This window comes from Pseudomonas sp. SST3 (genome assembly GCF_003325755.1).
Map to the genome: position 1 here is coordinate 40,773 of NZ_QORI02000016.1, position 12,407 is coordinate 53,179.

Sequence of the window (12,407 nt, forward strand, 5' to 3'; positions counted from 1 at the left end):
CGACTGCCCGCCGGCGAAGCTGAAGAACGTCAGGAAGAATGAGGACGCGGCAAAGGCAATGCTCAGGCCGAAGACAATCTGAATCAGTTTTCGGAAACCGCCCGAGGTATCACCAAACGCCAGCGCCAGGCCCGTCGCGATGATGATGATCACCGCCACGATGCGCGCCACCGGTCCCTGGATCGATTCAAGGATGGATTCGAGCGGCCCTTCCCATGGCATTGACGAGCCGGCCGCCCTCGCCGTGCCGGCGGTCGCCAGCATAACGGCGGCCAGCAACAGGCCGCTCTGGACAGGCGCGGCCAAGCGGCGAAGGCGCCCCAGGCCCAACAAGGAGCATGAGGACAAGCGGGAAACAGAGGCATGTGCAGATTTCATGGCAGTTCTCCAAGCGAGGTTGAGGGCAACGAAGAAGATGCGTTTGAGAAGGCGGGCAATGCGTCCTGTGCATCCGTTAGGCGGTAGCCCGTAGCGTCGTGACCGACGACGCAGGCGACACTCTCGATTCGGCGAAGGCGGCCGCGGCCAGCGATGACGATCACCACGTTGACCGCCTCGGCAATCAACGCTCGAGGCGGATTCACGGCGACTTCCAGCACCAACTGCTCCAGCCGCAACAGCGCGCCCAGAGCAGAGCTGGCATGGATGGTGGCGATCCCACCGGGATGGCCGGTCCCCCAGACCTTGACGAGATCCAGCGCCTCCCCGCCGCGCACCTCACCCACCACCACGCGGTCGGGACGTAGCCGCATCGTGGTACGCACCAACTCGCGCATGGACACCACGCCCGCACGAGTGCGAAGCGGTACGTGATCGCGGGCGGCGCATTGCAGTTCAATGGTGTCCTCAAGCACCAGGACCCGATCACCAGTGGTGGCAATCTCGGCGAGCAGCGCATTGGCCAGCGTGGTTTTACCGGTACTGGTGCCACCTGCAATCAGGATGTTCCTGCGCTCCCGGACCATCTCGCGTAGGAAGGAGGCTTGGGCGTCGGTCATCATTCCGTCTGTCACGTAGCGCTCCAGCGGAATGACGCCCACGGCCCGCTTGCGCAAGGCGAAGGCGGGACCCGGCGCCGCGGGCGGCAGAATGCCCTCGAAGCGCTCGCCGGTTTCCGGCAGCTCGGCACTCAGCAGCGGCTTGCCGCGGTGCACCTCCACGCCGACATGCGCAGCCACCAGGCGGATGATGCGCTCGCCATCCGCTTCGGATAGCTCAGCGCCGAGCGGCGCGCGCCCCGACGACAGTCGATCCACCCACAGCGTCCGGTCAGGGTTGAGCATGACCTCGACGACGTCGGGGTCTTCGAGCGCAGCAGCGATCAACGGCCCCATGGCAGTGCGGAGCATGGCGATACGCCGGTCGAGCGAGACTGCCTGGGTGGCCTGGGTCGCAGCAGTCATTGGCCTTGCTCCCGTGTTCCGTCCGCCGCCCCATCCAGGAGCTCACTCACCGAAGAGCGGTCCTCTACCAGGTCACGCACGAGGCTGCGGCCCCGCAAGAGGTGGCGACCGAGCTGCTCGACGAACTGCTCGAAGCGCGCCTTGCCCTGAGCCTTGGCTGCCTCCTGATGGGCTTCGGGCACTGGTGTGCTGACGGTCAGGAAGTAGCGGATAAACAAGGCCAGCGTCTCGATCTCGATGGCCTGGTCGCGCTCAAGGCGCTCGAACTGCCGCGACAGGCGATCCAGCCGCTTTGCAATGGCGGCTTCGCGTTGGTCGCCGGCTTCGGGCGACAACCAGGACGCCAGCGCCGCGGCGACGATGGAGGACTTGGAAACACCCTTCTTGGCGGCCAGCTCGTCCAGGCGGCGGGCATGCTCGGGTTGAATGAACAGGTTGAGGCGGTACTGGCTCATAGCTGGACTCCGTCGTCGGGATCGAGCGCGGCCTGCCGAGCAACACGCTGCATGCCAGGATCGAGCTGGCGAGGCAGAACGGGCGGCAAGTCGCCGTCATCGAGCAGAGCCAAGTCGTTGCCGGAAGGCGCCTGCTCGGGGTCGTAGGTGACGGTCTCGGAAAGTTCGGGCTGCCGCCGCGGCCCGCCCTCGTCGGCAACGCCGGACACGAGGCAGTCGCTGCACTCCGACGGCGCTGGAGCTACCGGCAGTCTCAGATCGGTCCAGTCGTCTTCGCGCCCTGGCGGCGCATCGGCGTAACGCCCCGCCGCGAGGATCGGTGGCGGCAGCACGCGCCGCTTGAAGTTGGCGTCGCTGTAGTAACGCAGCTTTCGGGCCTTGATCGGTGCGACGCTGGCGACCATCACCACAGCCTCGTCCGGCGGCAGTTGCATCACCTCGCCCGGCGTCAGCAGCGGCCGCGCCGTTTCCTGACGCGAGACCATGAGGTGGCCCAGCCACGGAGCCAGTCGATGGCCCGCATAGTTGCGCTGCGCACGAAGCTCCGTTGCGGTACCCAGCGTTTCAGAAATGCGCTTGGCGGTGCGCTCGTCATTGGTGGCGAAGGTCACGCGCACATGGCAGTTGTCGAGGATGGAGTGGTTCTGCCCGTAGGCCTTGTCGATCTGATTGAGTGACTGCGAGATCAGGAATGCGCGCAAGCCGTAGCCGGCCATGAAGGCCAGTGCCGACTCGAAGAAATCCAGCCGGCCCAGCGCGGGGAATTCATCGAGCATCAGCAGCAGCGTGTGACGCCGCTGCACGCCATCGCTGCCGTCGAGTGATTCGGTGAGGCGTCGCCCGATCTGGTTGAGGATCAGGCGGATCAGCGGCTTGGTGCGGCTGATGTCCGAAGGCGGCACTACCAGGTACAGCGACACCGGGTGCTCGGCAGCAATCAGGTCGGCGATGCGCCAGTCGCAGCGTGAGGTCACTTGGGCCACCGTTGGATCGCGGTACAGCCCGAGGAACGACATGGCGGTGCTCAACACACCCGAGCGCTCGTTCTCACTTTTGTTAAGCACTTCGCGGGCGGCGGACGCCACCACCGGGTGGGTCTCGTCGCCCAGGTGCCGCGTCGTCATCATCCGGTGCAGCGTCACCTCGAAAGGGCATTGCGGGTCGCTCAGAAAATTGGCGACGCCGCGTAACGTCTTGTCCTCAGACGCGTACAACACGTGCAGGATGGCGCCGACCAGCAACGCATGCGAAGTCTTTTCCCAGTGGTTGCGCCGCTCAAGCGCGCCTTCCGGGTCCACAAGAATGTCGGCGATGTTCTGCACATCCCGTAACGCACCTCCAGTAACGGGTTGTAGGCAGCCGAAAGCGAATCGGTGGGATTGAACAGCAGGCAGTGCGAAAACCGGGAACGCCAACCGGCGGTCAGGTTCCAGTTCTCGCCCTTGATGTCATGGATGACGGCCGATGCCGGCCAGCTCAGCAAGGTAGGAACCACCAGGCCGACCCCCTTTCCCGAGCGAGTCGGTGCAAACGCCAGGACATGCTCGGGTCCCTCGTGGCGCAGGTAGTGGTCGCCATACAGGCCCAGGAACACGCCGGCCGGACGATCCAGCCCCGCCTTGCGGATGTCTTCAGACTCGGCCCAACGCGCCGAGCCGTAGGTCGTGACCTGACGCGACTGACGTGCGCGCCAAACCGACATGGCGATGGCGACACCCACAGCGACCATGCCGCTTGCTCCGGCAATGGCACCGCCGATGTCAAACACCTCTGGCGCATAGGCGCCGTAGAAAAACCACCAGCCAAACAGGCGCCAGGGGTGGTAGATCGGCATCGCAAAGAGTTCGAACCAGGGCAAGCCCAGGCGCGGGTGATAGCCCAGCGCTGCGGCGGTCCACTGCGTCGCGCCCCACACGCCGGTGATGACGACACCGAACACAACGGCGATCTGTCCGAACAGTACGTTCGTCCCAATCATCACTGCGTCCCCCCTTGGCATAAAGCAGCCCATCACCGGGCTGCTTGGGGGGAGATTCGGTGCCGTTCCGGTGCCGGTCAAAGACCGTTATCGGGACAACACTGGACGAAAATGCATCAATGGAAGCGTGGGAAAGTGGCAACAAAACGCCGCAAGCGTGAACGCGTTGCGGCGTATTGGTCGGACCGTAGGCGTTTTCCGAGGGCGGGTAACGCTTAAAACTTGGGCCGCTCTTCTGGCGGTGTGTACGGCACTTTTCCGTCCCCCAAGAACCGCCTGCGCGTGGCTTCGGCAACACGATTGCACAGGGCATCACCGAGCTTCGCGCGGTCCAGCTTGCATTGCGGGCGCAGCTCCTTCAGCCGCGCGGGGTCAGCCGCCAGCTCGTCAACCGTCGGCAGCTGCGCCTGTGGCTTTTCAGCCTCGCCGCAGGCCGTCAGTGCCAATGCACAGAGTATCGGTGTCAGGGTTCTCATGGCTCGTTTCCTCTGGGTTGCAGTTACAAATCGAAGGCGTTTGGCATACGTCCGATGGTCGCGCACCGGGAGCAGCTGACAGACAGAACAGCGCGTGGAGGCCGTCAGATTCCAACACCACGAGACCTCCCAACGTCCCAGGAAACCGCGTTGCCCCGTACCGTCGCGGCAAGCTGCTGACCCAACCGCTGCTCGATGACAGGCTTCCACGGCACCAGGCTGAACGCCTTGCTATCCTCCAACACGGCGTAACGTCCGCTGGCGAGCATGACGCTGCGGCGATAGAGGCCCGCCACGCGTTGCCCTTCCTCCAAAGGCCGGTGCTCCAAACCGGTTTCGGTAGCGACCTGCTCAGCGACCTGGCTCAGCTCCCGGCCCCGTAGCGTTGCCAGGAGATTGCGCGACAGAACCACGCGTTGTTGCTGCCGCTCGGCCAGCCCCTGCTCCGCCAGAAAATCGGCGCGTTGGCGCAGGGCCTGCTTCACCTCGCCAGCGAATCCGAGGTCACCCAGCCCTCGCCCACCGCCGATCAGTTGCTGGTCAAGCCAGGTGGCACCAATGACCAGGGCCTGCCGTTCGATCGGTAGATGGGATTTCAGCTGGACGGCTGCTTCGCCCAAGCGCTTCGCGTCGTATTGGCGGCCCCGCTCGGGTAGATCGGCCGGTACCTTCCACAGTCCGTCCGCCACGCGCTCGACGATGCCGGCTCGGCGCAGCGCCTCGAGGCGCCGCACGTGGGCCGCGACCTGTTCCTGCGGGTCACGGTTGCCTTTCGCCTGGCCCCGGATGATCGCCAGGTGATGGTCTGACCGGTACAGACCATCCGCTGCCAGCCCGGCGATGGTGCGATCCGTCTCCCGGATCTCGGCCGAGCCACGCACATCCACCACCGACCCAATGGGGTAGCCGGCCAACTCGTCGCGAGCGCTGAGGGAGACGTAGTGCGCCTTGCCATCCAGGCCATCGACGACGAGATAGCCCCGGTCACTCAGCTCATCGGACAGGCCTTTGGCAACCACCCGGCCTGTTACTGCAACCCCGTCCTCCCCTGGCTCGAATACGGCCAACTGGCGCGCCCGCCCGCTCATGGCACGCTGCAAGGTGCGAATGATGTCGCCTCGTTCACCCAGCGTGCGCAAGGTGGTCTGCGCATCGGCCTCAATCGACCATGTGCCGGGCCGGATCTCTTCAGCCAGTCCCATTTGCTGTAGCTGCTGGAGACGGCCGATCAGCAACAGACGCTGGCGTTGCAGCGACGGCTGGTTGAAGCGTTCGATTTGCAGCATCCGCTCGGGCCCCGCTTCGCGGGACAACGTGCGATCCAGGCTCGTCCAGCGCTCCTGGTCCACCTCGCGCTGCAAGGTCTGCTGTATCTCCAACTCGGTGCGCGGCCCTAGCCATTCGCTGGCCAGTTCGGCGGCCCGATGGCGAAAGCCGTGGGCGATGTAATCGCTGGCGATGATAAGGTCCTTGCCGGTGTCGTCGCGCCCACGCAGGACAAGGTGCGTGTGCGGGTTATCGGTGTTCCAGTGGTCCACCGCGACCCACTCCAGCCGCGTCCCCAGGTCAGCCTCCATACGGCCCATGAGCTGCCGGGTGTAGGTGCGCAAATCGGCCAGTTCGGCCCCGTCCTCCGGCGCGACGATGAAGCGAAAATGGTGGCGATCGTCAGCACAGCGCTCCCTGAACCCGCCCAGATCCGCCTCGTCCCTGTCGGGTCCGTAGGCCCGGCCTGCTTCGCCGTCGCGGCCCGCCCCGTCGCGCTCGATATAACGCAGATGCTTGGCCAGCGATCGCGGGCTGGCCTGGCGCTGGTTGACCAGCAGGGTCTTGATGGTCACACGGCGCGAGAAAGGTGTGAGCGAGGCGCCTGCAAAGCGCGCCGCCGTGTGGCCTCGCCCCAACCGCGAGCCGGGCCGCTGACCGGTGTACAGGCCCTTGCCACTGGTCAAGGCCGGACGACGTACCGCCGACTTCCCACCCGCTTTGCCGACCTGTTTGAGCACGTTGGAAACGAAGCCCTTGTCGCGGCTCTTTGGCGCACTCGGTCGCAGGCGGAAGTCGTCGTCGCGGCGGTCGGTCATGCCTTTGCCCTCGGCAAGTCAGGGCGCAGTCTGGCGCACGAGGCACGCCAACATGCCAGCGTTGGCGCGCGTTGCACGCTATCTACGGCACGGCAAGAACGCAGTCGCGTGCCGCGCCTCCCCCACGTGCAGACTGGCGTTGCGACCGACCGGGTGCCGCCCCCTTTTGTCTTGCCTTCCGCATTTTCCAGTCGCACGTGCTCAAGGTGTCCACGGCTCGACGCAGCTGTGCCACTCGCCGCCAGGCCACCGGCGAACACGGTGGCGGCCGCCAACTGTTCACGCGCAAGGCAAGACAGCTGCATGCAGGACGGCTGCGCCGGATGCACTTGGTAGCGCGATCCGGCGCGCTTCATTTGTCCATCTCCAGCAGGAGCGGATGTCCGATACCGAGCACGGCGGACGCCTCAACCGGCCCGAAATATCGGCTATCGAACGACGCCGGGTTGGTCGTGCTCAGCAGGAGCAGCTCACCGTGACGGAGCCGTCGGCACCCCGACCAGGCCCGCAACGGCCGACCCGCTCTGTCTGCGACACGCGCTGCAGCCACGGTCACGCCGTCGATGCGCACGATCCGGTCAGCGATGCACACATGCTGCCCAGCCACCGCGGCCACGCGTTTGAGCAAGGGAATGCCGATCGGCAGGTAGCCGCGCTGTGCTGCCAGCGAGGCGCTGGCATCCGGGAGGTGGATGAGCACGATGCTGCCAACAGGCGACGAGCCAGCCTTCCGTCCTGCCGGATCGATCCGATACCAGCCAACCGGCACGCTGTCCGAAGCGTTGTAGACGAACCGGGCATCGGGCCGCATGAAGACCGACCAGGCCAGTGCCGCAAGGCCACAGGCGGATAGCGCTGCGACTACAAGGCGAGCGCGGCCTCGTGAACATTGATGCGCGATGGCATTGCTCATCACAGCAGTGCCCTCCTCGCCAGCCAGGCGGTGTGACGCTCGGCGGTGTAGACGGGCATCGCCAGCCGTGCGGCGAGCCGGTTGTTCAGCATTCGCCAGTACGCAGGTGATACCGCTGCAGGATCGATACCCTGCGCCTCAATGGCATCCATCAGCGGTAGCAGGGCATGCACGGCATGCTTGCCAGTGGCGTGCAACAGCAACCTCGCCCCAGGCAACACACCGGCAATGCGTTGCGCCGCGTCACGTTGCGAGCACGCCTGCATCACCATCAGCTGCCAGCTAACCGTGCCGTAGTCGTTGGCCTGCCAGCGAACGCGGCAGAAGATCGCGCCCGGCAGGAATACCGCAATGCGCCGCATGGGGTCCAGGCGGGTAATACGCGCCGGATCACCGAAACGCAGGTAGACCTGGATGCGCTGCGGTGCGTGGACCAGAGATACGCGCGTCAGCGGCGTGGCGTCCGCCTGGCCGCAACATGCGGAGATTGATGGCGGCGGAGCCGGTGTGGCAGAGACTGTCGGTGTGATCATGATGTCTTCTCCGGAAACTCACGCTCCAACAGCCCGCGCAGCAAATCGGCCACCGTCATGCCCTGGGTGAACGCCGACACCTTGATCCGGGCGCGCAAGGCGGGGGTGATGTCGAGGGTCAGGCGCGCGCTGTAGAGATCGCGTTTATGCAGGACGCTGACGTCTCCCTGGCGAACCCAGGCTTCGGCATGCGGGTTCGCGGGAGGCCGCGCACCGAAGGCCGTGCGCTTGTCGCCTACACGGGTCATGCCGTCCACCCCAGTAACTCGTCCACCAGGGCGGTGATCTCGCGCGCGGCAGCGCTATCGGGGGCTGTCTCGCGAGCAAGCCGACCGGACGCCACGCTGTCAGCGAAGACTATGCGCTGGCGAACCTCAGCACGCAGGGCCGGTAGCGGTTGCTCGGCCAGCGCCTGGCGCGCTTCGCGGCCGATGATGGTGGTGCTGATGCGACGGTTGATGACAAACGCTGCCGCAAGCTCGGGGCGAAACACCTGCGCTTCGAGAATCAGCGCAACCATCTCATCGCTGGCCCAGAGGTCGTACGGGCTGGGTTGAACCGGGATGAGGACTTGGTCGGCAGCCAACAGCGCAGAGCGTGCAAGCGCGGCGATGCGGGGTGGACCGTCAATGACGATGTGATCTGCGCGGCGGGCCAGTTCGGGCGCCTCCTGGTGCAGCGTTTCGCGAGCAAGGCCCAATGCGCTGAACAGCCTGGGCAGGCCCTGTTGCGTGCGCCGTTGCGTCCAGTCCAGCGCCGAACCCTGCGGGTCGGCGTCCAGCAGGACAACATGCTGGCCGCGTAGCGCTAGTTCACCGGCAATGTGCGTGGCAAGCGTGGTCTTGCCGACGCCGCCTTTCTGATTGAGCAGCGCAATGATCATGACCTGCCCCTCCTCTCCCTGGAGCGGGCCAGCGCGTGCCGTTTTTCGGTTATCCACGAGAACGGGGCGCTCTTACAAAAAGTTAGAGCTTTTAAGTTAGATAAGTTAAAGGACGCTCGGTACCGCGCGGGCTCTGGTCTGTAGCCGGTTCGGCACGCCTGATAGCACGATAGGGACACGCCCGATAGCACGATACCCGACACGCCTGATAGCACGAGTCCATCCACAGCTTTTACCGCGACTATCCCCGTGCCGTGGACGACACGGGCCGGAACGTAAGCAGTTCCGTTCTGCTCTCCGGAATGCGCTCGATGCCCAGTACGTAGCCCGGCAACGACTGCCGCGCCACCAGAGTGCGCAGATCGCAGGCGAAGTCGTAGGGCCTCGCAGTGCTGCCCGACTTGCGGTGTAGATGGCGAAAATCGAACTGCCAGCCCTCGGCCTGCTTGCCGCCGTGTTTGCGAACCAGGCGGTATAGCCAGCGTTCGATGCCTCCGGTGAGTCGGAAATACGCCGGGTCGATGGTCAGGACCAGCGCTGCGTCCAGCACGCCCGCGAAGAACCAGTCCGGCAGGATTAGCTCGATGCCCAGTGGCGTACCGCGGGCGTCGGCCAGTTCTTTCCACTCGTTGATCCAGGAAAAGCGATGCAGACGCCGCCCGGTCGTCTCGCGAATCGATGTCGCGACTGTGGTGGACTGCAGGCGATCCAGGGCGGCTTTGAGGCGCTGGTAGTCGCGTAGCGATACACCGCGGCCGATGAAGCGCAGGATCTCGTAGGGTGTTGCTCGCATCAGGCGTGACGGAGCGATGCCGGCATCGCGCGCTGCAACGATCTGACTGGCGGCCCAGATCAGAATATCGGCATCCCAGATCGTGGCGATGCCGTGCTCCTGGGTTCCCTCTACGCGCACCGTTACGCCAGTGGTGCGAAAGTCTATCGGTGTTGTGCGCCGTGACTTCGATAGCGAGAAAAACGGATACGCCATGAGGTCCTGGCTGTCGCGCGGCGCCATGTCGCCCGGCAAGGCGCGAAACAAGTCGAGCTGGGCACGCTCGGGCACGGAGCTGGCCATCAGGCCGCCAATCAACGCGCACGGCTGTCAGCCGAGTGCTGCTCGGCATACTCGGGGTCGGAGGTGGCCTCGAAACTGTGAAGGTCGGCCCAGGCGTCAAGGTCGGCGATGGCATACATGACGCGGCGACCAAATTTGCGAAAGCGCGGGCCACCGCCGATTACGCGCTGCTTCTCCAATGTGCGCGGTGACAGACGAAGGTAGGAAGCCGCCTCGTCATTGGTGAGGTAACGCTGCTGCTGGACAGCAGCAACGGGTTGCATCGATGTGCCAACGGCAACAGCAGGCCGTACGGGAGCAGGTCGCATAGGGTAAGCCTCCATCGTTCAGGACAGCCGGCCACACCACTACAGCCGGATGGAGCCAGTCTCAGAGAAGCTGGGCACCCTGCTCAGGGTCGTCTTGGGGAGTGGTCGGAACGGCCCTCCCCGCACCCGTCGAGCTGTGCCAGACGCCGGTAGCCCACGAGCATCAGCATCCGGCCCCGCCGGACCAGGCGGCGCACCTTCGAGCGCAGGCCCGCGTCGGCGTGCCAGCCGTGTGTTACCGCCGCTGCACCGAAGAGCCCGGCGGCACCTCCCGCAAAGAGGCGCCCGCCAGACTGGCGTCAAGCGCCTGCAACGTATGCAGTTCAAGCAAGGCGGTGGCGCTCGGCCGAGCGAAGGTCTGGCCGGGTAGCGCGGCTTCAGAGGCACCGGCCAGGTTGTTCAGCGCGTCAGAGATGGCGCGCGAACGAAAGCCCGGTTGGGCCCCGGGGCGCATCGCTATGACGAACGCGTCGCCGTCATCCAGGCCAGGCGCCATCGCCAACGTGACCCGGCAGCCTGGAGTACTGGCCGTCAAGCGCAGACAGCGACCGTCATGCATCAGGCCCTTGCGGCCTGGAATGCGCCAGAAATCAAACGCTGCGGCATCAGGGATGGGATCAAGGTCGGGATGGAGCTGAACCAGCCCTGGATGGTCGACGAGCCAGACCGGATCCGCGTCGCGCGCGTCCAGGCCAGGCCAGGATCTTCCAGCATGCGCAGCTCCCAGCGCCGCGCAGCCACCGGCCGGCGCTGCGGATCATGCCAGTCGCGCCGGTACTCAGGGTTTCTGCGCAGATACTCCCAGGCCAGAGCAGGCTGATCGAGGTGCAGCACGTAGAGGTAGGCAGCAGTGGGAGACCCTTGCCCGGCGTTGCGGTGAGCCATCGGCCAACCTCCGTGCTTCGAGATGGTCGCCCTCGACTCGCAACACAAACGGAGGGTCTTCACACAATGCAAAGACCGATGACGCCGGGCGCCGGCCGGATCATCTGCTCGTAATTTCGCTTCAAGGACGTGCAGTGCTGAGCCATCCTGCAGTTTTGAGGCGTGGAAAGATGACCCGATAGGTCGGGTTTCAGTCCGGAGATGACGTAAATGGCGATTCAGACCGCGCCGGTCTGAACGCTTACGGTTTCACGTGAGTACGCCGTTGCTGAAATGTGAAACCGCACAAAACCGCCGACCTGCAGTTGCGATTGTGTGCCCTGCCGCGAAAGCACGGATCCGTATTCGGGTGAAGCCGTAATAGCGCCAAAGCGTAAATCTGGCTTTGCGTGTTTCCGTAAAACCGCAGAACCGCTTCCGAGCTTCTGATCAAAACCGGCATGGATACTTTGCGCAAAAGCATCAAAGAGGCGAGTTATAACCGAATCGGTTTGCGTATAGCGGCGACTGAGGAATAGCCGAACGCCTCTGTCCATTCAGGTCGACGGGATCGGCCGAGCGAAGCTGATAGGAACGTGCAGCGAAGCGGAAAGAAACGACCAGCAAAGGCGAGCGCGTGTGCAACGCCCAAGTGAAGCCTACACAAGTGCCCCGCCGCAACGGGCGGGGCTAGTTGAGTTGAGTTGGTCAGGCCACTGACTTGCTGCGCGACCAGATCAGGTTGTGCGTACCGTCCTCCTCCTCGATCAGGCGGGCGTAGATCGGCGCCGGAAAAGAAGGGTCGTCAAGGGTCACGGATAGGTATGGCCGCTCTGCCTGGCTGACTTTCTTCCAGGCTGCGCCGATGTCGAAGCCGCTGGCCGCCTGGATGCGGTAGTCGGGTTCGTTCTCGCCGCCCCTGTCGTTGGGAATGAACCTGGCCTTGACGTCCAGCGTCAGGGTGCGAACAGTGCCGGTGAAGCCATCGTTCTGAGCGGTAAAGGTGCCGATGTTGGCCATGATGATTGCTCCTTTCGGGGTAACCAAGGTCGCGCCCATCGCGTCCTTGTTGTGATCCGGCAGGCGGAGGACGGGCTGGGCGCACCGCAACGCGGCCGCAACAGCGTGAAGGACCGGCAGGCGCACGGAATTTGCGGGCGAGGAATCCGCGTAGCGGAGGGGAAATTGTTTGCACCGAACGGTTGCTGCCCTGACGCCCGAGGCGCAGCCGCGCCACCGCCAGGATTCACGACGTGCCAAGGACGCAATGGGACGAACGTTCCCAAAGGAGCCGTGGCCGGCTCGGTCTCCCAGCGTGACGCTTCACCGGCTCGCGCCCTGACGGTGACAAGGGTCGGCAGGCCAGCGAAAAGCGAGAACGCGCCCCGCGCACCTGAGGCAGCGCCGGTGAGGCCGGGTAGGCAAAGACAATAGC

The 12,407-nt window shown here is 64.9% G+C and carries 11 protein-coding genes and 3 pseudogenes; all 14 read right to left on the reverse strand.

Annotation, left to right across the window (positions count from 1 at the left end):
* Positions 1–6: 6 nt before the first annotated feature.
* Positions 7–378: pseudogene (locus DQ405_RS16455) on the reverse strand (TrbC/VirB2 family protein); the annotation flags it as partial.
* Entirely contained in the window at positions 375–1,403 is a 1,029-nt protein-coding gene (gene trbB / locus DQ405_RS16460; protein WP_128118921.1) for a P-type conjugative transfer ATPase TrbB, read from the reverse strand. The gene trbB and the pseudogene DQ405_RS16455, both read right to left, overlap by 4 nt.
* A complete protein-coding gene (locus tag DQ405_RS16465) occupies positions 1,400–1,858 on the reverse strand; it encodes a CopG family transcriptional regulator (RefSeq protein WP_241508957.1) in 459 nt (152 codons plus the stop codon). The genes trbB and DQ405_RS16465 overlap by 4 nt, the downstream gene beginning before the upstream one ends.
* Positions 1,855–3,836: pseudogene (locus tag DQ405_RS16470) on the reverse strand (conjugal transfer protein TraG). Before DQ405_RS16470 ends, DQ405_RS16465 begins: the two are co-directional and overlap by 4 nt.
* Before the next feature lie 215 nt (positions 3,837–4,051).
* The gene (locus DQ405_RS16475; protein ID WP_128118920.1) at positions 4,052–4,312 is read right to left on the reverse strand and encodes an EexN family lipoprotein; all 261 of its coding nucleotides are present in this window, start codon (positions 4,310–4,312) and stop codon (positions 4,052–4,054) included.
* A gap of 104 nt (positions 4,313–4,416) precedes the next feature.
* Positions 4,417–6,396, reverse strand: a complete 1,980-nt coding sequence (locus tag DQ405_RS16480; RefSeq protein WP_128118919.1) for a relaxase/mobilization nuclease and DUF3363 domain-containing protein — start codon at positions 6,394–6,396, stop codon at positions 4,417–4,419.
* Between the two features lie 352 nt (positions 6,397–6,748).
* Entirely contained in the window at positions 6,749–7,309 is a 561-nt protein-coding gene (locus DQ405_RS16485) for a S26 family signal peptidase (RefSeq protein ID WP_128118918.1), read from the reverse strand.
* Complete coding sequence (locus tag DQ405_RS16490; RefSeq protein ID WP_128118917.1) at positions 7,309–7,842, reverse strand: DUF2840 domain-containing protein; 534 nt, start codon at positions 7,840–7,842, stop codon at positions 7,309–7,311. The genes DQ405_RS16485 and DQ405_RS16490 overlap by 1 nt, the downstream gene beginning before the upstream one ends.
* Positions 7,839–8,090 carry a chromosome partitioning protein ParB gene (locus DQ405_RS16495; RefSeq protein ID WP_128118916.1) on the reverse strand — a complete coding sequence of 84 codons (252 nt, stop codon included), beginning with the start codon at positions 8,088–8,090 and terminating at the stop codon, positions 7,839–7,841. Before DQ405_RS16495 ends, DQ405_RS16490 begins: the two co-directional genes overlap by 4 nt.
* On the reverse strand, positions 8,087–8,725 hold the full coding sequence (gene parA, locus DQ405_RS16500) for a ParA family partition ATPase (protein WP_128118915.1): 639 nt from the start codon (positions 8,723–8,725) through the stop codon (positions 8,087–8,089). Before parA ends, DQ405_RS16495 begins: the two co-directional genes overlap by 4 nt.
* Before the next feature lie 241 nt (positions 8,726–8,966).
* Positions 8,967–9,800, reverse strand: coding sequence for a replication initiator protein A (locus tag DQ405_RS16510; RefSeq protein ID WP_128118913.1), 834 nt, complete (start codon positions 9,798–9,800; stop codon positions 8,967–8,969).
* An 11-nt stretch (positions 9,801–9,811) separates the two neighbouring features.
* A complete protein-coding gene (locus DQ405_RS16515) occupies positions 9,812–10,108 on the reverse strand; it encodes a helix-turn-helix transcriptional regulator (RefSeq protein WP_128118912.1) in 297 nt (98 codons plus the stop codon).
* Between the two features lie 83 nt (positions 10,109–10,191).
* Positions 10,192–10,993: pseudogene (locus DQ405_RS16520) on the reverse strand (DUF7011 domain-containing protein).
* A 687-nt stretch (positions 10,994–11,680) separates the two neighbouring features.
* Positions 11,681–11,992: a DUF736 domain-containing protein gene (locus tag DQ405_RS16525; protein ID WP_128118910.1), complete on the reverse strand. Its 312-nt coding sequence runs from the start codon at positions 11,990–11,992 to the stop codon at positions 11,681–11,683.
* Positions 11,993–12,407 lie beyond the last annotated feature (415 nt).